Raw genomic sequence first — 24,142 nt, forward strand, 5'->3', positions numbered from 1 at the left:
CGGTTACTGCGCCGCCGTGCCGCCGACCGTCAGGCCGTCGACCAGCAGCGTCGGCTGGCCGACGCCCGCCGGCACCGACTGCCCGCCCTTGCCGCACATCCCGATGCCCTCGTCGAGCGCGAAGTCGTTGCCGATCCCGCGCACCTTGGTCAGCGAGCTGGGGCCGTCGCCGATCAGCGTCGCGCCCTTGATCGGCGCACCGAGCTTGCCGTCCTCGACCAGATACGCCTCGGTGCAGCTGAACACGAACTTGCCCGACACGATGTCGACCTGCCCGCCGCCGAACGCCTTGGCGAAGATGCCCTTCTTGACGCGGCTCAACAGCTCGGCGGGATCGTCGTTGCCCGCCTTCATGAAGGTGTTGGTCATCCGCGGCATCGGCGCGTGGGCATAGCTTTCACGGCGGCCATTGCCGGTCGCCTCGACGCCCATCAGCCGTGCGTTGAGCCGGTCCTGCATATAGCCCTTGAGGATCCCGTCCTCGATCAGCACCGTCTCGCGCGTCGGCGTACCCTCGTCGTCGATCGTCAGCGAGCCGCGGCGATCCTGGAGCGATCCGTCGTCGACCACGGTCACGCCCTCGGCCGCGACGCGCTCGCCGATGCGGCCCGAAAACGCCGACGTGCCCTTGCGGTTGAAATCGCCCTCGAGCCCGTGGCCGATCGCCTCGTGCAGCAGGATGCCGGGCCAGCCATTGCCGAGCAGCACGGTCATCTCGCCGGCGGGCGCCGCGATCGACTCGAGATTGACCAGCGCCTGCGACAGCGCCTCGTCGATCGCACGGTTGTACGTCTCGGGCTGGAAGAGGTCGGTATAGAGATAGCGACCGCCGATACCGTAGCTGCCCGTCTCGCGACGACCATTCTGCTCGGCGACGATCGACACGTTGAGCCGCACCAATGGCCGCACGTCGGTCGCGACGAAGCCGTCGGCGCGGACGATCTCGACGACCGACCATGTTCCCGACAGGCTGACCGACACCTGCGCCACACGCGGATCGCGCGCGCGCGCGGCGGCGTCGATCGTCTGGCACAGGTTTACCTTGTCCGCGAACGGCACGAGGTCGAGCGGATCTGCGGCGGTGTAGCGGTGGCGGTTGGTGCCCTGGGGCGGGCCGGCCTTGGCGGCGACGCCCGGCTCGATCAGCGCCATCGTCTCGGCGGCGCGGCGGATCGCGGCGGGGGTCATCTCGTTCGAATGCGCGAACGCGGTCATCTCGCCCGACACTGCCCGCAGGCCGAAGCCCGAGCTCGTGTCATAGGAGGCGGTCTTCAGCCGGCCGTCGTCGAAGCCGAACGCCTCCGCCTTGCGGTACTGGAGATAGAGTTCGCCGTCATCGGCCTTGGCGAGCGCCTTGGCGGTGAGGGCCTGCGCCTGCTCGGGGTCGAGCGTGTCGCGGTAGAGGAACGAGCGGGGGTCTGCAGCTATCGTCATCCGATAGATATAAGCGGCTTAGCGCCCTGCGCCATCCCCATGGTCGCGCAATGTCGACTGGTCCGCGCCATCGGCGGCTCCGCCGACCAGGATAAAGCGCCGGTCGCAATAGCCGCAATCGACATAGCCGGTCTCGTCGATCTGCAGCCACACGCGCGGATGGCCGAGCGCTGCACCGCCGGGAATGTCGGTGGCGCCATCGCAGGCGACGCGGGCGTGGGTGACGCGGGTGGTTTCGAGCGGCGGATGCATGCGGGCGCGATAGCAAGCGCGGGCGGGGCGGGCAATTGGTTCTTCGGTGGTGATAGGAAGGAAGGATTTGTTCACGCGGAGGCGCGGAGGTGCGGAGGTGCGGAGGTGTTGCGCTTCTCGCGAAGCGACCTTCACATCAGATGCGGCGGAACAGGAAGTGGGTCTCCCGACCGACAGGCTGGATGCGACATCTCCGCGCCTCCGCGCCTCCGCGTGAACAAATCTTCTTTGCAACGCCCGAGGGGATGACCCGCCCTCCCCGCCCCGCTATGCCGCGACGATGACCGAAGCCGCGATCGCCATCACCAATCTTTGCAAAACCTATGCGGGCGGCAAGCGCGCGCTGGACGGGGTGACGTTCGACGTCCCGCGCGGCCAGATCTTCGGGCTGCTCGGCCCCAACGGTGCTGGCAAGTCGACGCTGATCAACATCCTGGCGGGGCTGGTCAACAAGACCGATGGCAGCGCCGCGATCTGGGGCTTCGACATTGACGGCCACCCGCGCAACGCCAAGGCGTCGATCGGGATCGTCAACCAGGAGATCCTGTTCGACCCGTTCTTCTCGCCGTTCGAGACGCTCGAGATCCAGGCCGGGCTCTACGGCGTGCCCAAGGCGAAGCGCCGGACGATGGAACTGCTCCGCGCGGTGCATCTGGAGGACAAGGCGCACGCCTATGCCCGCACGCTGTCGGGCGGCATGAAACGCCGGTTGATGGTGGCCAAGGCGATGGTGCATTCACCCCCCGTCCTCGTCCTCGACGAGCCGACCGCGGGCGTCGACATCGAACTGCGCCAGCAGCTCTGGACCTATGTCCGCAGCCTCAACGCCGCGGGCGTCACGGTGATCCTGACGACGCATTATCTCGAGGAAGCCGAAGAGCTCTGCGACCGGATCGCGATCATCAACAACGGCCGCCTGATCGCCAACGAGCCGACCCGCGAGCTCGTCGGCAAGGCGCAGGAAAAGATCGTCGCCGTCACCGTCGACCGCGATGTCGGCATGGTCCCGGCGAACGCCTGCTTCCAGAAGATCGCGCTCAAGGGCACGCGCACGCTCGAAATCACCTATGCCAAGGACCGCGTCAACGCCGGCGAAGTGCTCGCCGCGGTCCAGTCGGGCGGCTTCGGGATCGTCGACGTCTCGACCAAGGAACCCGATCTCGAGGACGTGTTCCTCAGCCTCACCCGCGCCGCCAACGCCTGAGCGCGCGCGGCCCCGGGCGCAGCGCCGGGGCCGGTTCGGCTCACGCCGTGGGGCAGACCACCGTCGTGCCCTGGCCACGGTTGCTCAGCGTAGCGCGGTAGAAGAACGAGTCGCTGCCATAGGTCTGGTTGGGGCCGAATACGAGATCGACCTTGTCGCCGATTTCGAGGCCGAACTTGACCCCGTTGACCGTCGCGGTGTCGACGACGATCCCCGAGGCGACGGTCACGCCGTTGCGGGTGATCCGGTAATCGACGCCGTCGCCCGTATTTGCCTTGCTGAAACAGGCGGATAGTTCGACCTGCATCGCGCGTGGCGCGGTATAGCGGATCACCGCGCGGATCGGGTTCGCGCCATCGCCTGCCGGTGCTGCGGTGGTATTGTTGATGCGCAGCGGCTTCGACCAGCGATCGCCGAAATGGCTCGCGAAATCGGTGTCGAACACGCCGAGCCGGGTATCGACATTCGCCTTGTCGCGACGCCAGTAGCTCCAGGATCCGCTGCCATATTGCAGCATCGTGTCGGCAACGACCTGCGACGCGGTGATCGTATAGCCGGTGGCCCCGGTGACGATCAGCGGCTCGGACCCGATCTTGACCGGACCAGCGGGCAACGCCACCCCGTACATGTCGCGAACAACACCGCCGGTGAAGCTGATCGTGCCGCGCAGCCCCCAGACGACCCAGCGATCGGCACCGATCCGGTAGAGGTTGAACGGCTGGTCCCCGGTATCGACCCGCACCGGCTGGCCGTATGGCAACAGCGAATCGATGACGTTGCGATAGGCCCTGCCCTGCGGCTTGATCAGCGATCCGGTAAACAGCCCCATATACGGAAAATGAGTCTGTTCGACGAGCGCGTACCAGGACGCATGCCGGACGCCGGCGGCATAGAGCTCGACGACCGATTTCACCAAACCGGCCGAGGCGCGCCGCGTATCGGCATATCCGAAGCTGAATTCGGTTGCCCAGATCGGCTTTGGCGTCCCGTAGCGGCTCATGGCGGCGTTGAGATTGGCGATCTCGAAATCAATCCCCTCCGCATCGGGGCGATAGGGATGGACCGCGACGCCGTCGATCACGTCGAGCATGCCGACCGCGAACAGCGAGGTCAGGAACCCCGTCCCGATCACGTTGGTCGATCCGCCGAGGATCGCGACCTGCGGGTTGGCGGGCTTCACCCGGGCATAGAGGACCCGCAGCATGTCGACATAGGCGCGGAACTTGTCGACGCCGGCCGGATAATCGAGCGCGCCGGCACTGTTGACTTCGTTGCCGACCTCGATCGCCACGACACAGGATCCGAACCGCGTCAGCAGCGCGGCGATATAATTCGCATAGGCGGTCCGGCCCGCCGCCGACGACACCATCCGCCCGCCGTCGTAGAGCGCGTTCTTCGGCGTGATCGTGAGCGTCAGCGCACCGCCGCGTCCGCAAAATGTGGCGAGCGTCTGAACCGGGGTACCGGAAAAGTCGTACACGCCCGCCGTCCGCTCGACACTGGCCCAGTTGACCGTATCGCGCACGGATTTGGTCGCGAGCGGCGTCGTTAGATCGAGCCACGCGGGGCTCCATCCCTGGCTGAAATGGGTCTGCACGCCGAACGCGAACCCGGTCTCGCTCGGCAGAGCGCTCGTCGCCGCAGTGCCGGTCGTCACGCCTGGGGCCTGCTGGCCACTTGCCGGTTGAGACGCCGTCGCGGATGTCGAGACGACCGTGATCGCCGGGTCGGACACAGATGCGCCGCTCGCGCCGATCGCAAATGCCGTGACCCCGTACAACAACGTCGCCGCTGCCAGACCGACCGCTAGTTTCGCCTGCATTCGAACGCCCCCCGCGCCAAACATGCCCGTCGCCCTCACGACGAGTCGCCGCACTTTTCCTACCCCACTTGTAGAACCGATGAGTCTAAAATGGATGAAGTCGGCATTTTTTGGCTTTAATATCGTATTCTTTCAGTACTGCTGAATAATAAGACTGCCAAACTACTGGCAAACAGCAGTTTTGCTGATCTAAGTACTGATATCTCGGAATTGGTGGTCAGAGCCAGCCAACGACCAGTCCGAGCAGCACCCAGGCACCGACCCCGCACCCGACCATGACGACGGCGCGCACGGGTCGCGGCCAGGGTGTGATGTCGGGCACGGACTCAGACACGGGTGCATCGTGCGCCGCCGGGTCCTTTTCGAACATCGCGTGGACGATCGTCTGGCCGGAAAAGGCCTTTGCGAACGTCTCTTCTGGAATGGGCACCGCGAAGACACATCCATAGCCGCCAGGTGCGAGACGGACGACGTCTGCCTCGACGGTAGCGCCGCCGCCGCTCAGTGCGAGACGCAGACGCGTCCCCACGGTCATCGGGATCGAGGACCGCAGACGGCACCCTGTCGTCGAGAAATCCTCGACGATCACGTCATGCGCGACACCCGGCATGAGCCGCAAGGTGCTGTCGGCGGACACGACGCGCCGTGTGGCACGGCTTTCGCGCATCGTCAGCGCATCGATGGGCATGATCTGCATGGTTGCGGTGAGTGACATCGGTCCTCCAGGTTAAGGGCCGTATAAGTCGCGGCTCTTAACACAAGATTATCAGCGCAGTCCGGCATCATCATTTTTGCAGTTAACCCCCTAACAAATGCCTTTATACAGATGCTTAGCAACTCAGCATTTGTTTTCTTAAACAATATCCTCAGAGAATAACGCTTAAACGTCCAATAATGGCCCGTATCATTGCTGATCATCGCACACTGCCTTAGGCGGAAAGACTATATGGTGTGCCAATGACATATACCCCAAGCTCCCCGATCGACGCGCATCGGCATGACATCGCCAGCATCGATCCGACGGCCTGTGACGCCGCTTCGGGGATCGCGCTGCGCATCACGACGGTACGGGCATGACCTTGTGAATTGGCAGGAAGCACGCGCCTTCGTCATCGCATTCTGCATGTTCAAGCCGCGCGCGTCGCTCGCGACGGGCCTGCTCGTCGCGATTGCCGGCCTGGTCGAGGCGCTTGGCCTCGTCCTCATCATTCCACTTCTCCAGATTGCCGGGGGGACGGGCGCTCGCGGACACTGGTCCACACTGCTCGCCCGGCTGCATATCGACAGCCGCCCGGAGCAGATCACGCTCGTGCTCTCGGCCTTTGCCGTGCTCATGCTCGTGCGCGCCGCGCTGATCTCGATCCGGCAGAGCGCGGTCATCCGGCTAGAACTGGAATTCCTGTCCTCGCTGCAGATCAGGCTGATCGAACGCCTGGGGGCAGCACCCTGGAGTGCGATCGTCGGGCTGCGGCATGCCCGGGTCAATCGTATCCTCGGCAGCGACATCCAGCGGCTCGGCCAGGCCGCGATCGGGCTCGTCCAGTCCATCGTGGCGGCGATCACATTGATTGTGCAGCTGACCATCTCGATGCTGCTCAGCCCGGTGCTCACGCTCCTGGCGGTCCTGTTCGTCGCGACGGGCGCGCTGCTCAGTGCACCCTTGTTCCGCGCCGCCAGACAGGTCGGCGACAGCGTGACCGATGCCAACCTGATGATGGTGAACGAAGTCGGCCAGTTTCTCGGGGCCCTCAAGCTCGCAATGAGCCAGAACCTGGCCCCCCGGTTCGTCGCCGATTTTTCGGGCGCCATGACCGACTCGGTTCAGGCCGAGCTGACCTTCGTCGCGCGGGAAAACCGATCGCGGCTCCGCATGACGGTGGCGGGCATCGTGATGGCGGGCGGGATCGCCGGGATCGGACTGGGCGTGGTCGCAGTCCCCGTCCCGACGCTGGTCGCGCTGCTGCTGATCCTGTCGCGGATGGCTGGACCAGCGCAGGCGCTGCAGACCCAGGCGCTCGAGGTCGTTCGCGCGCTGCCGGCCTATGCTCAGATTCGCGAGCTGGAGGCCGAACTCGCCAGCGATCGCGGTCTTGCGACCGACGCGATCCTGCCGGCGATGGAGGTCCTGTCGTTCGACCGGGTCGGCTATCGTCACCCGCGCGGGGCCGACGGCGCGGGTTCCGGCGTCGACGCGCTCGAGCTGGAACTCCGGCGCGGCGAGTTTCTGGGCGTGGCGGGGCGATCGGGCGCAGGCAAGACCAGTTTCGCGGATCTGCTCGTCGGCCTCTACCACCCGCAGGCTGGGCGCATCCTGCTCAACGGCACCCCCGTCACGCTGGCGAACCACAGCGCCTGGCGCGACCGGCTCGCCTATGTCGCGCAGGATCCGTTCATGCGCCATGCGAGCATTCGCGAGAACCTGCTCTGGTCCAACCCGGGCGCGAGCGATGCGGCGATCGCCCGGGCGCTATGGATCGCCGACGCGGACGACCTGCTCGCACGACTGCCCGAGGGGCTCGCCACCTGGGTCGGCGAACGCGGCAGCCTGATCTCCGGGGGCGAACGCCAGCGGCTAGCGCTCGCCCGCGCGGTGTTGCGCGATCCGCAATTGCTGATCCTCGACGAGGCCACCAACGCGATCGACATCGATGGTGAACAGATCATCCTTCACCGGCTGCGCGAGGCTTGTCCCGACACGACCATCCTGATGATCGCGCACCGGCTCGAAAGCCTGCGCCGGTGTGACCGGATCCTCCTGTTCGATGCCGGGCGCGTCGTTGCACAGGGATCGTTCGAAACGATGCGATCGCGGCTGGTCGCGGTCGAGCGCGACGATGCGACCGCCGCGGCGCCGCACGCCGGACAGACGCAGGGGGCATCGTGAATTTCTATCGCGCGTTCGGACTGGTGTTTCGCTCGGATATCCCGCTCGGGTCGCTTGCCGCGAACCGCATCGCGGCGCAGCAGCCCGATGTCGATATCCGACGCGGCACCCCGGCACGCCCCGATCCGGGGGTCGCGGTCGACGATATGCGGGTCGAGATCAACGCCGACTCGTTGCGCCTGTCGGTGCCCGAGTGCGGCTGGTTCGACGTGACGGGGGGTGCGCGCATCATCTACGAGGCGCGCGCCGGCATCCCGGCGGAACACATGCCACCCTATCTCCTGGGGACCGCGCTGGGGGCGCTGCTCCATCAGCGCGCGCTGCTGCCGCTGCATTGCAACGCGATCGTCCATGACGGCAGCGCATATCTGTTCTGCGGGGATTCCGGCGCAGGCAAGTCGACGCTGGCCGCGGTGTTCGAAGCGCGCGGCTATCCCCTCCTCACCGACGATCTGTGCGCGGTCGCAGCGGATGCGGAAGGCCGGTTTTCGGCCACCCCGGGAATCCCACGGCTCAAGCTCTGGATCGAATCGTTTACCGCACTCGGCCGCGAAGGCGCGGAGGTCACCCGCATTCCCTGGTATGAGGACAAGTTCGAGGTCGCGATGTCACGCGCCGCCGAGGATCGCCGCTATCCCGTCGCCGCCATCTATCATCTGCGTCAGGCCGGCGAGGATGCGCCGCCGGGCATCCACCGTCTGCAGGGGCTCGACGCTGCCAATGCGGTGATGGCAAACATCTATCGCCGCCGCATCGCCGACCTCCTTGGCCGCGCGCCGGGATATCTGACGGAATCGATGGCGCTGATCCGCAGCGTTCCCATTTTCCGGTTCAATCGACGATGGGGGCTGGAGAACGTTGTCGAAGATGCCGCCCTTGCCGAAGCCCATCTACTCGGCGTCAAGATGACCCAATAAGGGACGCAATGCTGCCATTATAAATAAAAATTTTGCTATGACTTCGATGATGTGTGCAACAACCGGATAACAAAAATTAATATTCTTTGACCGCATTCAAACACGATCTTTAGGAATCAGTCATGACACAGCATCGCAAAACATGGCAGCGTCCAGTACTTGTTCGCATGGATGCCGCCGATGCCGAGAGCGCATCACTGATGTATAATCGGGACTATTATCGCCGCCAGATGGGCCCGTCTTGATTCCACAGTCCCGGCGGGTCGACGAAGCGCACCGGGGCGCGTTGACCTCGGGAACCCAGTCACGATCATAGCTGTGCCGCGCCCAGAAATGTGCGGTCCCCCAACTCCGAACCGCGCTGAACTCGCATTCCGGTTTGATAATGACGCTGCATGATTTCGCTGACTTTCACAGTCGCTCGATCACGCCACCGGGATTCTTCAAGCAAATCCTGTTGGTTCACGGGTGTCAAATCGCTACGATCATTCATGTTAGCCGTCAAATCGCAAATGGTAAGGAAAACTATTCACGTCTTTTGGCCTGTTCATGCAATTATTGCGAAAGCCGGAAGCTAATCGACATGCCACCGGTACAGCAAAATGCTACAAGGGGTATCGATATGATGAAGACTCGCAAGACCTGGCAGCGCCCTGCGCTTGTTCGCATGGACGCAGCAGATGCCGAGAATTTCGCGCTTAATTACAACCGTGATACGTTCCGTCGTCAGATGGGCCCATCCTGATCTTCAGGCCTGAATAGGCACGGGAAATCGCGCGGCGGTAATGCCGCGCGATTTTTTGTTGGGCATCGATCGGCCCGCCAGGCGCGCCGCCTCCGCGGACGGCCTGCGAAACGCTTCAAAAAGCATGGGAATTCTGTTTGGCTCGTGCAGATTTGGATACGCCGGTCCGCCGCAGCACATCGGCGGCAACGGCGGAGATTGACGGGCAACTGGTCGCGCTCGATATCAACAAGGGCGTTTGCTACGGCCTCAACGAGGTCGGCACGCGCATCTGGGGCTTGATCGAATCCCCCATGTCCGCGCGAGCGATCAGCGCGATCCTCGTGGACGAATATGACGTCGACCAGACGACCGCCGAGGAGCAGACGCTCGATCTGATCCTCGAGCTGCTCGCGGCGGAGTTGGCGATATCCGCCTGATCCGCGGAGGCACGCGCATCGATCGGGAGCGCATGGCGTGACAGCGATCTATGGCCTGACACACTGGTCCGACCGGGACGTCGATGCCGATGCCGACCGCATGGGTACGGTGCTGGCCCGCTATGGCCGCGACGCGCACGAAATCTGGCGGGGGGGGACGATCGCGCTGGGCGCGCGTCACGCCTTCCTGCTCGACGAGGACCGGTTCGTCGCCCCGATCCACGCCCGCGACCGCCGCTACGCCGTGGTTGCGGACGTGCATCTTACCGAGCGTGCGGATCTTGAACGCGAACTCGGCCATTCGGGTGGATCGGCGGCGGCGCTGTCCGATGCGATGCTGGTCGCCGATGCGATCGAACATTGGGGCGAGGGCGCGTTCGACCGCCTCTATGGCTGGTTTGCGATCGCCGCCTGGGACACGCAGGACCAGCGGCTGCTGCTCGCGCGCGACTTCATCGGCAAACGCCCGCTTTATTATCTGCGCGCCGAGGACGGCACGCTGGCCTTTGCCTCGATGCCCGACGCGCTACACGCGCTCGGCATCGTCCCACGTGCGGCAGACGAGGACCAATATCTACGCCTGTTCCGCCGCGCGCCGCTTTCGCCGGGTCGCACGCCGATGGCCGGTATCTCGCGCATCATGCCGGGCTATTACGGCGTCTTCACCGCGCAAGGGGCGACGACGCACGCCTATTGGAAACCCGATCTGACGCCGCTGCGACGCCAGACGCAGCGCGACTATGAAACCCAGATGCTCACCCGGCTCGACGCTGCGGTCACGGCAACGCTGCGCGGTGCGGGCGACGAGATCGCCGCGCATCTCTCGGGCGGGTTCGATTCGACCACGGTGGTCGTGACGGCGGCGCGGCTTCTCGCGGATACGCCGAAGCGGATTGTCGCCTATACCGCGGCCCCGCATCACACGCCGCAGACCTACCAGACGCATCATTTCTCCGACGAAAGCGCGCTCGCTGCCGAAACCGCGGCGATGTATCCCAATGTCGAACATGTCGTGATCCGCAGCGATGCTCCGACGCTCGCGGCGCTCGACCGCACCGTCGATCTCTATCCCGAGCCGATCCCCAATCTGTGCAACATGGTGTGGGTCGACGCGATCAACACGGCGGTGCAGCGCCGCGGCATCCGGGTCCTGCTCGAAGGCACGATGGGCAATCTCTCGATCAGCGCATCGGGCGTCGCGGCGCTGCCGTCGCTGGTGCGACGCGGACGCTTGCTCGCCTGGGCGCGGCTCGGCCGGGGGCTGGTCCGGTCGGGGTGGATGCGCTGGCCGGGCGTCGGCTGGAACACGATCGGCCCGCTATTGCCCGTATCGCTGTGGAAACGGGTGATGCGCGCGCGGGGCATCGTGATGCCGTCGGTGGCGACCGCCATCCCGCTGCTTCCTGAGACGCTCGCCCGGGTCGAGGCGCGCATCGCCGCAGAGAACCCCACGATCGACCCAGCGCATGCGGCGGACCTGTCCGACGCGATGCGGTACGGCACCGATCCTGTCGGCGCCAATCTGCGCATGGTGGCCGGCAATGAGGACGGCAGCTTTTTCAAGGCAATGCTGGCGGAGTTCAGGATCGACGTCCGCGATCCGCTTGCCGACCGGCGCCTCGTCGAATGGGCGCTGCGCGTGCCGGTCGAACGCTGGGCCTGGGGCGGCGAGCCCCGCGCGATCCTGCGCGAGGCCATGCGGGGCAAGGCACCGCCGAGTGTGCTCGATACCCGGCTGCGCGGCTATCAGGGCGCCGACTGGCCCGTCGCGCTCGTCGCCTCGCGCGACCGGCTGCGCGACGAGATCGACCGGATCAAGATGTTCGAGCAGACCGCCGGGACGATGGATGTCGACCGGCTCCAGAAGCTGGTCGACGACATGCCGCCCGCCGATTCGCCGCTGTGGACGGATATCGCCTACGAGATCGCCTATCGCGAAAATCTGCTGCACGCCGTCGCACTGGCCAGCCACATGCGTCGGACCGCTGGGAGCAATTATTGATGACCGCGGACGAGCGTCTCGATCCGGGTATTCAGCGGCTGATCGCGGCGGTCGACGGCCGCCCCGATGCGATGGTCGCGCTGGCCCTGACGCTGCTGCTGCCGCGCGGCCTCGCGCAAACCGCGCGACGGTTGTGCGACGCGGCGCTGGCGCTCGCCCCCGATGATCGCGAGATCGCGGCACAGGCGCGCCGGATCCGATCTTCCGGCGTCGGCAAATGGTATTTCACGATGGTGCAGGACGATGATCGCCACGCGCTCTACGCCGCGACGCTGCGCAGCGTGATGCCCGCCGATGCGACGCTGCTCGATATCGGCGCCGGGACGGGCCTCTTCGCGATGATCGCGGCGCGGGCCGGTGCCGCGCGCGTCATCGCCTGCGAGCGGGATTCCGCGGTTGCCGCGGCCGCATCCGCGGTCATCGCCAGAAACGGCTATGCGGACCGCGTGACGATCGTCGCGAAGGACGCGCGCGACCTGCAGATCGGGGTCGATCTGGCCGCCCCTGCGAATGTCCTGCTGTGGGATAATCTCGCGAACAACCTGATCGGTGCGGGCGGACTGAAGACGGTCGAGGATGCGCGCGCGCGGCTGCTCACGCGGGACGCGATGATCATGCCGTACCGGGCCGAGATCATGGTCGGGCTCGCCACGCATCGTCGCCCCGCCGATTATGCGATGGGCATCGTCGACGGCTTCGACATGACCCCGTTCAACCAGCTCGCGGTCAGCCATGATACGCCGGACCGGGAGGCGATCGACCTTCGCTCGAACGGCGTCGCGATCTTCGACATGGACTTTACCGGCCCGCCGATCCCGGCGGCGCGCAACGCGGTCACGGTCCACGCCACCGCAGGACGGGTGCACGGGATTGTCCAGTGGATCCGGTTCCATCTGGCCGAGGGGATCGTCTACGACACGATCGATCCCGGCGTGCGGGCGTTCGAAACCGAGGTGACGCCGGTCGAGCCGTTCGACGTCACGGACGGGCAGGCGGTGATGATCTGCGGCCGGCACGACCGCGACGTGCCATGGTTCTGGCTGGAGGCGTGATCGTGCCACACCGCCAGGACGGATTCTGGACCAAGTTCGGCCGCTTTTCGTGGGAGGAGCGGTTCGCGCTTGCCGAGGCGACCATCCTGCTGACGATCTCCGCACCGCTAATCCGCCACGCGGCGCTGCCCCGGCTTGGCCGGATCGCCTCACGCCAGCTGCCCCGCCCGCTCCCGCCCGGGCCACGCCGGCGCGACCTGGCCGAGATCATCGCCTGGGCCGTCGATCGCGCGGCCAAGCGCAGCCGCCTGCGCGCGCTGTGTTTCGAGCGCGGGCTCACCGCACAGGTCATGCTGCGGCGGCGCGGGGTCGATTCGACGCTGTTCTATGGGATCCGCCCCGGTTCGAAGATGCCGCTCGACGCGCATGTCTGGGTTCTCGATCAGGGATTCGACGTGACGGGCACGCCACCCGATGGAGGCTATGCGATCCTGGCGTCGTTTCCGCCGGGACGTGAGGCCAGCGGATTTCAGCCGTGTTGAACCTCGATGTGCTGATCGACGGCGATGCCCAGATCGCTACCCCGGAATTCGCGCTCGTCGTAGCAGCGACGCGGTGGCCGCATGATCCGCGCGGGGCAGCACGGATTCGCGAGCTGGCGTCACGGGTCACCGATTGGCCGCGCGTCGCGACGATCGTCGAGCGCCACCGCGTTGCGGGCCTGTTCGCGGCAGGCCTGAATCATGCGGGCCTGCCGGACATCGATGCCGGGACCGAAGCGCGCGCCGCGATCGGGGCGCTCGCGCGGGACAGTGCGGTGCAGGAGCTGCAATCCGTCTTCGAAACGCTACACCTGGTACGCATGCTGGAGGGGGCCGGCATTCCCGTCCGGGTGCTCAAGGGCGCGACTGCGGCGATGCTCGCCTTTGGCCGCTATGGTGTCCGCTACAGCATGGACATCGATCTGATCGTCGCCAAGGACCAGGTCGCGCACGCCGCCAGCCTGCTCGATGCGCGGGGCTATGTGCGGATCGCGCCGGCGGCCGACGCCAGCGCGGCGACGATGCGGGCGCGGATGGCGCGCTACAAGGATCTCGCATTCGAGCATCCGGATTCGGGGCTGATGGTCGAGCTGCACTGGCGCCTGTTCCAGAATCCCTATCTGTTGCGCGGCGATGATCTCGATGCGCGCGAGCCGATGCAGCTCGTGCCGGGCGCCAGCGTGGCGGCTCTCCCGCGCGCGCCGGCGATCCTGTACCTGTTCGCGCACGGTACCGAACATGGCTGGGCGCGATTGAAATGGCTGGCCGATATCGGCGCGATCCTTGGCGCCGAGACGCCCGCCGACCTCGATCAATTCTATGCGCGTGCACAGAAGCGGGGGGCGGCACGACTGGTGGCGGCGGGACTTATTCTAAGCCATACCCTGTATGAGACCGCGCTGCCCGGCGCGATCCGGGACGACCTGGCACGCGACTGGCGGCTGCGATCGCTGGTGCGCACCGCTTATGCGAGCCTGATCGGCGACGAGGATGGCCGCGAACTTGAGCAGGTCGCGCATGCGACGACGCGCAAGAACCTCAGCCACTATCTGATCTCGCGCGATCCGCGTTTCGCGATCCACGAACTGCGCTACGATCTGCTCGACCGCAGTGCGGAGGGGCTGAAGGGGGGCTCGCGGCTAGGCCAAGTGTCGCGACGACTTTGGGCACTGTCCGGCGGCCGACACCATGCCCAAAATAGCTGAGGCTCGACGGATTTTACCATGATCTGAAGTCACGATTAACAATGAAGGCCTGCTTCTGGCATTTGCAGTTCATATGTCTGCAATGTTTCAGATCTCTGATGTTCGTGAATATACCGTGCAATCGCCAAATGTTATCATCAATTTACCGATTTGATTGATCATTTTTAGATTATAGTTACTCGTAACCCTGCTCTGATGTTGCACACAGGATATTTCGTCGTTAGGTTTGATCCGATCGGCGCAATAAAGTCGGATTCCGCACTTGCGCCAACCGTCGGGTCCCCGTCATGTTCTGCTGTCAGCCTAGGAGGCGCTGCTTTGAAGGTCGCGCTTTTCAATGTAAAATACAGCCCGAATCTGGGCGATGGGCTGCTGTCCGAATGCACCGAGCTCGAATTGCACCGCGCCGGGATCGATGCGGTCTCAATCGATCTTGCCGGCAGGACGGGCTACGCGCCCGGTAATGCCAGCCGGGGCAGGATGCTCGCCGTGCTTGAGGGAATGCCCGCACCGCTGCGCCGCGTCGCGACCCGCACGATCCTCTCGGCGCTGGCGGCGATCCGGCTGCGCCCGGCGTTTCGCCGCCAGCTCGTCGATTGCGATGCGGTCGTCGTTGGCGGCGGCAATCTGTTCAGCGACAGCGATCTCAATTTCCCGGTCAAGATCCACGCCGCGCTGTCCGAAGCGGTCAACCTGCCCGCCGCGGTCTTTGCGGTCGGCGTGGCGCGGAACTGGTCCGCGACCGGAAGGCGATTGTTCGCCGACGGATTGCGGAATGCCACGATGGTCTATGCGACGGTGCGCGACGAACGATCGCGAGAGATCTGGGACGACCTCCTTCCCGCACCGATCCCCCGGGCGGGGCTGGTTCGCGACCCGGGTCTGCTGGCCAGCCGGCACTATCCGCGAGGCCCCGCCTCCGCCGATCGCCGTAGCGTCGGGCTCTGCATCACCGATCCGCTCGCGCTGCGCTATCACGGCCATGACACGGATGCCGGAGACATGGCGCACTGGTATGGTGGCGTCGCGACGGCGCTTGCCCAGGCGGGATGGACCGTCGGGCTGTTCACCAACGGCAGCCCCGAAGACCGGGCGTATCTCAATCGCAACGCGGCAGACTGGATCGCGGCAGCCGGGCCGACCCACATCACCCGCATCGCCGATTTCGCCACGCCCGGTGACCTCGCCACGTTCATCTCGAGCTGCGACCTGATGGTTGCGCACCGCATGCACGCCTGCATCGCCGCGCATTCCTTCGCGGTCCCGACGATCCTGCTCAAATGGGATCCGAAGCTGGAAAGCTTCGCCGAGATTGCGGGCCGATCGGCCTATTTCGTCGACCCCGCGACGATCACGCCGACCGCGCTGGCCGAACTGGCCACACGGGCCGAGCAGGCCGGGGTCGATCGGGCCGCGTGCACGGCGTTGATCGATGCGGCGGCGGGCGACGTTGCGGCGCTTGCCCGCGCGCTCAGGGCGGCGGTCGCGGCGCGTTCATGATCGATCATATCGTCGTCATCAACGACCTGTCGGTACCCAAGGGCGGGGCGACCGCACTCGCGCTGGCGTCCGCATCGGCGTTTCGCGCACGCGGCTACCGCGTCACCTTCGTCACCGGCGATGATGGCGACAACCCGGCGCTCCGCGACCAGGGTGTCGAGATCGTCGCACTGGGAAGCAAGCGGCTGCTGTCGGGCGGCGCGCTCACCGCGCTGACCCGCGGCGTCTATAATCGCGCAGCCGCCGACATGGTCGCGCGCTGGATCGCCGCCAATGACCGCCCGTCGACGGTGTATCATGTGCATGGCTGGGCGCAGATCCTGTCGCCGTCGCTGTTCGCCGCGATCGCGCCGGTCCGGGCGCGGCTCGTCTATTCGGCGCATGATTTCTTCCTGGCCTGTCCGAACGGTGCGTTCGCATTTCTGAAGACCGGCGCGGTCTGCACGCTGACGCCGATGTCGCCCGGCTGCATCGGCGCGAACTGCGATCGTCGCAGTTATGCGCACAAGCTCTGGCGGGTCGGTCGGCAGGCGGTGCAACGCCATCACTACGATCCGCGCCATTCGCCGCCGGTTCTGGCGATTCACGAATCGATGCGCCCGTATTTGATGCGCGCGGGCATTCCGGACGCGGCGATCGAAGCGCTGCCCAATCCGGTCGTGCCCTGGTGCAGCGCCCGGGTCGAGGCCGAACGCAATGCCGAAATCCTGTTCATCGGCCGCCTCGAAGCGACCAAGGGACCCGATCTCGCCGCCGCGGCGGCGCGGGCGGCGGGGTGCACCTTGCGCGTGATCGGCGACGGCGTCCTGCGCGAGTCGTTACAAGCCAGCTATCCCGAAATGTCCTTCATGGGCCAGCAACCGCCGGCGGCGATCCGCGGCTATGCGGAACGCGCGCGGATGCTCGTCATGCCGAGCCGCTACCCCGAGCCCTATGGGTTGGTCGCGGCGGAGGCGCTGTGGAGCGGTCTGCCCGTCATCATCACCGATACCGCCTTCCTCGCAGACGATATCGTCGCAGCGGGCGCCGGGCTGGCGATCGAACCGCGCGACACGCTCGCGTTTGCCGCCGCGATCCGGCTGATTGCCGAGGATGATGCGCTCGCACGCCGGATGAGCGAGGCGGCCTATGGCCACACCCGCGGGCTCGCGCTGACGCCCGACGCGTGGATCGACCGCCTGCTCGACGCCTATGCGCGTCGCGTCGCTATGGCAGCGTGACTGACGCCGGCGCGGGAAGCAGCAGCGGCAATGCGCCCCCGCGTGCGCCCCGGCGGTCCGCCCGGGCGGTCCTGGCCGCGGTTGTCGTCGCATAGCCGGTCTTGACGACGCCCTTACCGTCGTCGGCCATAGTGGTTTTTCCGGCGCGGACGCTGCCGGCGCCACGGCGCTCGCTACCGGCAAGGACCCGATAGGGATTGGCGAGCGCCGTCGCGCGTAGCCGCTGCGCACGCATCGGCAGGATCGCCGCGCCCAAGGCCGCCATGCCATAGAGCAACCGCATCGCGTCGATCGAATGATGGAAAAACGCCGATCCTGCAAATTCGCCGAGCGTCAGGCCGATCGCGCCAAGCCCGGCGATATCCGCGCTGCGCACCATCGGCAGGCCGAGCAGCAGCAATAGCGCGAGCGCATAGGCGAGGATCGCGCCGAGTGGAGCCGCGACCAGATCCGCGGCGGACAGCAGACCCGCCGCGACGACGAGCAGCACTAGGCCGCCGCGCGCGGCCATGACCACGTCTGCGCCGGTGATCCAGTGGGAGGGTCCTCGAATCATGGCTATAGCCATAACCGGGACACCTCAATTTCGGGTTAAACCCGTCGTGGATCGCGATCAGAAATAGCGTTCGCCGACGCGGATCGTATCGCCGGGCTGAACCTCGATCGGCTGCTCGCGAATGACGACGGTGCGCTCCTCGGTCGCCCGCGCGCGACGGATATAGATATGGTTGCGATTGGCCCGATAGGAGAACCCGCCCGCGGCCGCGACCGCCTGCTCGATCGTCATGCCGTTCACGAACGGAAACTCGCCCGGCCGCGCGACTTCGCCCAGGATATAATAAGGGCGATAGTTGAGGACCTCGACGCTGACGTGCGGATTGTTGACATAGCCCTGGGCAAGGCTTGCCGTCACCGATTGCGACACCTGCTCGATCGTCTGGCCACCCGCCTTGATCGCGCCGATCAGCGGGAACGCCACGGTCCCCGACGGCGTGATGCTATATTCGCCGGTCAGATTGGGCTCGTTATACACCGTGATCCGCAACTTGTCGCCGGCACCCAGCCTGTATCCCTCAACGATCGCCATGTCGGACGCGGAAAGAACCGGCGGCTCCGCCTGCGTGCATCCGGTCGCCACCGCCAGGGATGCAATGATGACGGCCCGAAAATAGACTATAGGACGCATGATTTTCCCCAAACTATGATTGTCATGACTGTATCGGAATTGCCGACAAAGAGAAATACAGAGATATCAGCTTGGGATAACCGTCGCCGACAATGGCATGGCCGATTCCCGGCGATGGTATCGTCTTGATAGCCATACCCGAACCGGTCCATCATAATAGCGCATGGCGACAATCGAGGCGGCAATTGCGATCGCCAGGGATGCCACGATAATGGTCGCGGGCGCGAAACCCTGCCGCAACCCGATAAACGCGACTGACAACACTATCGGATAGTGAAGGATGTACAGCGGATAGGAGAGATCGCCCAGGAACGCGGCCACCCGCCGCCATCGGGGCGGCACCTCGAACCGGCTCCCCGCCCAGACGAGCAGCGGCCCGCCAACCAGAACGAACGCGAGATCCCTCGCCAGCGACGCCGCGCCGGTGAGCGGCAGCGCGAGGCAGAGCAGCAGCACCGCTGCCAGCGCCATGCTCGCCTTGGCCGATGACCGCGCCGTGATCGCCGGTAATCGGGCCAGCAGCATCCCGATCGGAAAGCCGTACAACACCCGCGCCAGCCCGAACGGCAGTCGATCCGCGGTCGATCCGGCGATCAGCCGGTCGGTCCCGTAGAGCATGGGCCCCGCGACGATCACCACCGCCGCAGCGACCGCCAGCGCGACGATCCACAGGGTTCGGGCGCGGAACAGGATCCATGCGTAGAGCAGGTTGACGAACAGCTCGAACGACAGCGACCAGGCTGGTGCGTTCAGCGGAAACACACTGGGATAGGGAAGGAGATAGGGTAGCATCAGGAGGTTGCTGACCGTGGCGAGCACCAGCTGCCCGCCGTCGAGCGCGAACCGCGCGTGCAGATGCGACTGCGCCAGAACCTTGACCAACCCCAGGCCTGCCCCGACCAGGAACAGCGGATAGAGCCGGATGAGCCGCATTCCCACGAACGGCCCGAACCGCATCGTCGTCGACAGACGACGGTCATACGCCGTGGCGATGACATAGCCGCTGAGCACGAAGAAGAAATCGACCGCCAGATACCCGCCGGGCATCAGCGGCACGAAGACGATATCGCCGACGTGCAGCGCGATCACCGCGATCGCCGCGAGCCCCCGCAGAAGATCGAGCAGCAACTTGCGGTCGTGATCGGCCCCGGTGCGCGCGGCCGGGGTAAGGGCCGTCATCGCCGCACCGCCCACTGCGCCGCAAAATGGAATCGATTGCCGCGCAACGCGGCGCAGGGATGACGATCGACGTGACGGCCGACACGCGTGCCCCGCCGCCGCGCACCCGCAATCGAACGCGTGATGATCGCCGTCATGATTCGCTTCGCCCTTCGGTTCGACAATGAGACGGAGACAGGATCAGGGATCCGTACGGCGTTGAGAACAGAAACTTTACTGCCAAAGTCCCAGACACAGTCAGACCGGGCCTGCCCGACATCATGTGCATTGACGACGGTATCTACGTTTTCTTCGGGCAAGACATCGCTATTCATGACCATTGTAAATAATCGCCGCATTCATTGGAGCGAGGCGTTTCGGCCAGGGCCGAATGGCGATAGCATCGGGACTGCCGATGCCGACCCGGCCCCCGGTCCGCGGGAACGTCGCACCGCGGACGCAGGATGCCGATGCGGCCAGGCCGAAAAAAAGCGCCCGGCTCGCAAAAACCCCAAGGGGTTCAGCGCGCACAACTCAAAGTCTTTCTATACAGTTCAGGTGCTTATCGGTCAAACACCCGCTCACTGCGGATCAGCAAGACCTAGCCTCGATTGCCGCGATCGTCTGATATCATGTTCCGATCGAGCCCGAAGGCAGGACGCCTGATCATATGTCCTCTGGCCTTATCCCGCCTTCATAGCCTCCCCATACAACCCCCGCCTACATTATGAAATGTATTGAAGCCTGCTTCACAGGACGCATGTTACATCATCGAATGTAAGATCAACTTTTTTACCAAACGAGATACCACCTGTAACTTACATACAATAACGATCATTTGCCGCATCGGCAGAATATTGTATTTATACGGATGTGATGGGGCACGGCTTCTCCGATCCTGCCGAAGTTCGACACAAAGACGGCGGCGGGGCCGGGCAGAGCTCTTGGGGGGCGGCGTATTGGTTGAGCGTAAAAAGAGTGTCGCGCTGATCGCGCGGGCAGTGTGCGCAACGTTGCTCATCGGCGGCGGCGGCAGGGCCGGCAGTGCGTCGGCGCAGATGTCGGCGGGCCGGTTCGGCGCGCAGTCAGTGCTCGAGCGTACGCGGCCGGACTATGATCCGATCGGGCTTCGCCTCGGGACGTTCACGATCCTGCCCTCGCTCGACGCGAACACCGGCTACGACAGCAATGTCCGCGCGCTGCAAAGCCCGGTGCTCGACGACCTCATCTTCACGTTGCGCCCCGCGGTCGTCGCGCGCTCCAACTGGTCGCGCAATGCGGTCACGGTGCGGGCGAGCAGCGACATCCAACGCTTTGTCGACCGTCCCGTCGAAAATGCCGAACAATATCAAATCGGCGCCGATGGTCGCTTCGATATCGGCAGCAGGACGCATCTGGTCGCGGACGCCCGCGTCGGCCGGCTCATCGAAGCACGCGGCAGCACCGGCGACACCGCGCTGGACGGCGAACCGGTCAATTTCATGGACTATCATTTCGGCACGGGCGCGGATCATGATTTCGGGCCGCTTCTGACCCGCGCCAGCTTCACGTTCGACGAATTCCGCTATGGCGATCGCAAAGCCGCGGGCGGGCGCAAGGTCGACAACAGCCAGCGCAATTACCGCTCGATCCTCGGCGACATCCAGTTCACGTTGCCCGTCGCGCCTGCCGCCGGCGTCTTCGTTCGCGGCACCGTCAATACGGCCGATTATATCAACGAACCTGCCGGGCCGAGCGGCGATTCGACAAGCTATAGCGCATTGACCGGCATCGCGTTCGGCGTAACCCCGCTGCTCTACGGCAGCATCGGCATCGGATATTTCGCCCAGACCTACCGCGAGCCCTCGCTCGAGGGCACCAATGGCCTGAACTATTCCGCGGCGATCACCTGGAACCCGACCCCGCTCGCCACCGCGTCGTTCACGCTCAATCGTGCGCTGCAGCGTGCACCCAGCCCGACGCTGGGCGCGATCACGACGACCACCGGGACGCTGATCGCCGACTACGAGCTTCGCCGGAACCTGATCGTCGGCGCGACCGCGGGCTATTCGCGCAATCTATACGGCCTGATCGACCGCACGCAGACGCAGATGACAGGCTCGGCGCGTGCGACCTATCTGTTCAGCCGACTGATCTCGTCGACGCTCCGGCTCGACTATCTTCGAACTCGCCCCGATCAGGCGAGCGGAGTCGACAGCCTGGGCATTGGCCGACGCTTCGACAAGACCCGAATATTTCTCGGCATGCGCCTTCAACTATGAGCCGCACGCCGATGATCCGACCAGCAAACGACATTCCCGGGATATGGAGAATGAGCAAGTGACAACCGCGATCCAAGTCTATGGCGGCGGCAATGCCATGCCGATCAGCCCCTATACCCCGCAGGCTAGCGAGGTCGCGCAGGATCGGATCGATGCGCGCGCGCTTGTCGCGATGTTCCGTCGGCGGCTCGGCATCTTCCTCCTGGTCTTCCTCAGCATCCTGATAATCGGCCTGGTACTGACGTTCCGGCAGACGCCGTCCTATACCGCGGTCGCGCAGGTGTCGCTGAACGTCAAACAATCGGCGCTCACGCCAGCGGGGGTCGGCGAGCGGCCGGATCTCGACCGCGCCGAACCCAGCGCGAATTTCGTCGATACCCAGGTCGAAATCATCCGCTCCGAGGCCTTTGCCCGGCGCGTCGCCTCGGCACTGGCGCTGCCGTCGGATCCGCGGTTCACAACGGTGCAGGAGCCGCACGGCATCCGCACCTGGATCACAAGCTGGTTCACGGCGCCGCCGAAACTCGCGCGACCGACTGCGGCGGAGGCGGAAGCCGCGGCGATCACCTATGTTCAGGACGGCGTCACCGCGACGCGGCTGAACTCGACCTACGCACTCCACATCTCGTTCAGCGACACCGACCCGGCGATGGCGGCGCGGATCGTCAACGAGTTCGCGCGGCAATATACCGAGGGGTCGCTGGCGAAGAAGCAGGTCGAGAACCGCGATTCGACCGCGATGATCGCCCGCCGCGCGGAGGATCTGCGCGCACGCTGGCAGGCCGCCGATGCGGCCGAACAACGCTATCGCATCCAGCACAACCTGACGAGCACGCAGGGCCTGTCGCTCACCGAGCAGGAGATCTCGACGTACAATCAGGCCGTCGCCGCAGCCCGCGCTGCGCTGGCCGAAGACCAGGCCCGCCTGTCGACCGCGCGGGCGCAGCTTCGTTCCGGCTCGCGCGGCGATGATGTCGGGGAGGCGCTGGGGTCGTCCGTCGTGTCGGGTCTGCGCGCGAACCAGTCGGCGCTGAGTGCTCAGGTCGCCGAGCTCACGACCCGCTATGGCGCGCGTCATCCCGACGTGCTGCGCGCGAACAGCCAGCTCGCCGCGATCGACAAGCAGATCAGCAACGAAATCGCGCGTGTCATCTCGAACCTCGCGGCGAAGACGCGGGTGTCGGAGGGCCGTCTCGCGTCGCTGTCCGGAACGCTGAGCGGCGCGCAGGCCGAACTGGCCGGCAACAACGCCGCCACCGTCGAACTCAACAACCTGGCACAGAACAACAAGACCGCACGGTCGACCTATGAATCCTATCTGACGCGCTATCAGGAGCAGCTGGCCCGGCTCGGCACCGAGCAGGCCGATGCCTCCGTCCTGAAGCTGGCGGCGATCCCCGACACCCCGACCAGCCCCAATATCCTGCTCAACCTGATCCTGACGACCGTGCTCGGGTTCGGCTTTGGCCTGGTCGCCGCCTTCCTCACCGAGATGGCGTTCACGGGGCTGACCACGGGCGACGATATCGAACAGCGTCTGGGCGTCCGCTATCTCGGCGCGGTGCCGCTGCTCGCGTCGGTGACCAAATCGGCGAAGTCCCCGCCCTCGGCGATCGCGGCCGAGCCGCGCTCGGCGTTCGCCGAATCGATCCGCAGCCTGCGCGCGTCGATCACCTTTGCCGCCCACGCCCCCGCCAAGGTGATCGCGATCACGTCCGCGCTCGCGCAGGAAGGCAAGACGACGACCTCGATCTGCCTGGCACGGTCGATGGGTCTGGCCGGGGAAAAGGTCGTGCTCGTCGATTGCGACCTTCGCCGCCACGGCGTCAGCCGGTTCCTGCGCACCGAAGCAGATCGCCCGGGCCTCATGCAGGTGCTTCGCGGCGAGGCGACACTCGAAGCCGCGCTGGTCGAGGACACAGCGACAGGGATGATGGTCCTGCCGATCGCGGCGGATGATGATTTCGACGGCGACCTCATGATCGGCGACAAGATGGACGGATTGCTCGACGCGCTGCGTGACCGGTTCGACGTCATCGTGCTCGATACAGCGCCGGTCCTGCCGATCGCGGATGCGCGGCTGATGCTCGGCAAGGCGGATGTCGCGGTGTTTGTCGCGCGGTGGCGCAAGACACCCGATCATGCGATCCGCTCGGCACTGCGGCTCCTGCCGCTCGACCGCATCCACCTTGCCGGAATCGCGCTGACCAAGGTCGACATCCGCAAACAGGCGCGGTTCGGCTATGGCGACTCGACCTATTATTACCACGACTACAAGGGCTATTATGCCTGAGCTGGCCGTCGATGCCGGCATCGGCAGTCTGGCCCGCCAGGCTGAAACGATCATGCCCGGTGACCTGTGTCGCGCCCCGTCCGCCCCGAATCGCCGCCGCCCGGAA

The 24,142-nt window shown here is 65.4% G+C and carries 21 protein-coding genes; 13 read left to right on the forward strand and 8 right to left on the reverse strand.

The features are described from left to right. Positions 1–3: 3 nt before the first annotated feature. Both tldD and IFT54_RS00665 read right to left on the reverse strand, forming a co-directional pair. Positions 4–1,434 (reverse strand): metalloprotease TldD, encoded by a 1,431-nt coding sequence (gene tldD, locus IFT54_RS00660; RefSeq protein WP_056406534.1) that lies wholly within the window; start codon positions 1,432–1,434, stop codon positions 4–6. A gap of 18 nt (positions 1,435–1,452) precedes the next feature. After that, entirely contained in the window at positions 1,453–1,686 is a 234-nt protein-coding gene (locus IFT54_RS00665; RefSeq protein WP_031393477.1) for a zinc-finger domain-containing protein, read from the reverse strand. Positions 1,687–1,966: 280 nt separating this feature from the next. Here IFT54_RS00665 and IFT54_RS00670 point away from each other — a divergent pair, with 280 nt between their 5' ends. Next, on the forward strand, positions 1,967–2,890 hold the full coding sequence (locus tag IFT54_RS00670; protein WP_192069301.1) for an ABC transporter ATP-binding protein: 924 nt from the start codon (positions 1,967–1,969) through the stop codon (positions 2,888–2,890). A 40-nt stretch (positions 2,891–2,930) separates the two neighbouring features. On the opposite strand, the gene IFT54_RS00675 is transcribed toward IFT54_RS00670, so the two are convergent. Both IFT54_RS00675 and IFT54_RS00680 read right to left on the reverse strand, forming a co-directional pair. Next, the gene (locus IFT54_RS00675) at positions 2,931–4,712 is read right to left on the reverse strand and encodes a hypothetical protein (RefSeq protein ID WP_183935916.1); all 1,782 of its coding nucleotides are present in this window, start codon (positions 4,710–4,712) and stop codon (positions 2,931–2,933) included. A gap of 217 nt (positions 4,713–4,929) precedes the next feature. Further along, positions 4,930–5,427 carry a PilZ domain-containing protein gene (locus IFT54_RS00680; RefSeq protein ID WP_084215047.1) on the reverse strand — a complete coding sequence of 166 codons (498 nt, stop codon included), beginning with the start codon at positions 5,425–5,427 and terminating at the stop codon, positions 4,930–4,932. Between the two features lie 366 nt (positions 5,428–5,793). Between IFT54_RS00680 and IFT54_RS20845 the strand changes: the two genes are divergently transcribed. From IFT54_RS20845 to IFT54_RS00730, 10 genes are all read left to right on the forward strand, one after another. Continuing rightward, a complete protein-coding gene (locus tag IFT54_RS20845; RefSeq protein WP_192069302.1) occupies positions 5,794–7,596 on the forward strand; it encodes an ATP-binding cassette domain-containing protein in 1,803 nt (600 codons plus the stop codon). Then, on the forward strand, positions 7,593–8,513 hold the full coding sequence (locus IFT54_RS00690) for a hypothetical protein (protein WP_192069303.1): 921 nt from the start codon (positions 7,593–7,595) through the stop codon (positions 8,511–8,513). The genes IFT54_RS20845 and IFT54_RS00690 overlap by 4 nt, the downstream gene beginning before the upstream one ends. Before the next feature lie 385 nt (positions 8,514–8,898). Further along, positions 8,899–9,258 (forward strand): hypothetical protein, encoded by a 360-nt coding sequence (locus IFT54_RS00695; protein WP_192003553.1) that lies wholly within the window; start codon positions 8,899–8,901, stop codon positions 9,256–9,258. A 137-nt stretch (positions 9,259–9,395) separates the two neighbouring features. After that, positions 9,396–9,677, forward strand: a complete 282-nt coding sequence (locus tag IFT54_RS00700; protein ID WP_192069304.1) for a PqqD family peptide modification chaperone — start codon at positions 9,396–9,398, stop codon at positions 9,675–9,677. Positions 9,678–9,714: 37 nt separating this feature from the next. Then, positions 9,715–11,679, forward strand: coding sequence for an asparagine synthase-related protein (locus IFT54_RS00705; RefSeq protein ID WP_192069305.1), 1,965 nt, complete (start codon positions 9,715–9,717; stop codon positions 11,677–11,679). Next, positions 11,679–12,731 (forward strand): 50S ribosomal protein L11 methyltransferase, encoded by a 1,053-nt coding sequence (locus tag IFT54_RS00710; RefSeq protein WP_192069306.1) that lies wholly within the window; start codon positions 11,679–11,681, stop codon positions 12,729–12,731. Before IFT54_RS00705 ends, IFT54_RS00710 begins: the two co-directional genes overlap by 1 nt. Continuing rightward, complete coding sequence (locus IFT54_RS00715; protein ID WP_192069307.1) at positions 12,710–13,213, forward strand: lasso peptide biosynthesis B2 protein; 504 nt, start codon at positions 12,710–12,712, stop codon at positions 13,211–13,213. The genes IFT54_RS00710 and IFT54_RS00715 overlap by 22 nt, the downstream gene beginning before the upstream one ends. After that, entirely contained in the window at positions 13,207–14,418 is a 1,212-nt protein-coding gene (locus tag IFT54_RS00720) for a nucleotidyltransferase family protein (protein WP_192069308.1), read from the forward strand. The genes IFT54_RS00715 and IFT54_RS00720 overlap by 7 nt, the downstream gene beginning before the upstream one ends. Positions 14,419–14,736: 318 nt before the next feature. After that, entirely contained in the window at positions 14,737–15,918 is a 1,182-nt protein-coding gene (locus IFT54_RS00725; RefSeq protein ID WP_192069309.1) for a polysaccharide pyruvyl transferase family protein, read from the forward strand. Further along, complete coding sequence (locus IFT54_RS00730) at positions 15,915–17,138, forward strand: glycosyltransferase family 4 protein (RefSeq protein WP_192069310.1); 1,224 nt, start codon at positions 15,915–15,917, stop codon at positions 17,136–17,138. The genes IFT54_RS00725 and IFT54_RS00730 overlap by 4 nt, the downstream gene beginning before the upstream one ends. Here IFT54_RS00730 and IFT54_RS00735 read toward each other — a convergent pair. The 4 genes from IFT54_RS00735 to IFT54_RS00750 all read right to left on the reverse strand — a co-directional run bounded on the left by IFT54_RS00735 (position 17,125) and on the right by IFT54_RS00750 (position 19,817). Continuing rightward, positions 17,125–17,694 carry a hypothetical protein gene (locus tag IFT54_RS00735; protein ID WP_192069311.1) on the reverse strand — a complete coding sequence of 190 codons (570 nt, stop codon included), beginning with the start codon at positions 17,692–17,694 and terminating at the stop codon, positions 17,125–17,127. The genes IFT54_RS00730 and IFT54_RS00735 overlap by 14 nt on opposite strands. A 57-nt stretch (positions 17,695–17,751) precedes the next feature. Continuing rightward, positions 17,752–18,324: a polysaccharide biosynthesis/export family protein gene (locus tag IFT54_RS00740; protein WP_192069312.1), complete on the reverse strand. Its 573-nt coding sequence runs from the start codon at positions 18,322–18,324 to the stop codon at positions 17,752–17,754. A gap of 66 nt (positions 18,325–18,390) precedes the next feature. Continuing rightward, positions 18,391–19,503, reverse strand: a complete 1,113-nt coding sequence (locus tag IFT54_RS00745; RefSeq protein WP_192069313.1) for an acyltransferase family protein — start codon at positions 19,501–19,503, stop codon at positions 18,391–18,393. Further along, positions 19,500–19,817, reverse strand: a complete 318-nt coding sequence (locus tag IFT54_RS00750) for a hypothetical protein (protein ID WP_192069314.1) — start codon at positions 19,815–19,817, stop codon at positions 19,500–19,502. Before IFT54_RS00750 ends, IFT54_RS00745 begins: the two co-directional genes overlap by 4 nt. Before the next feature lie 624 nt (positions 19,818–20,441). On the opposite strand from IFT54_RS00750, the gene IFT54_RS00755 reads away from it, so the two are divergent. After that, on the forward strand, positions 20,442–21,743 hold the full coding sequence (locus IFT54_RS00755; protein ID WP_192069315.1) for an outer membrane beta-barrel protein: 1,302 nt from the start codon (positions 20,442–20,444) through the stop codon (positions 21,741–21,743). Positions 21,744–21,801: 58 nt separating this feature from the next. Continuing rightward, positions 21,802–24,036, forward strand: a complete 2,235-nt coding sequence (locus tag IFT54_RS00760) for a GumC family protein (protein WP_342354739.1) — start codon at positions 21,802–21,804, stop codon at positions 24,034–24,036. Positions 24,037–24,142: the final 106 nt, after the last annotated feature.

Source organism: Sphingomonas sp. CFBP 13714 (assembly GCF_014842205.1).
In the GTDB taxonomy this organism is placed as follows: Bacteria; Pseudomonadota; Alphaproteobacteria; order Sphingomonadales; family Sphingomonadaceae; genus Sphingomonas; species Sphingomonas aerolata.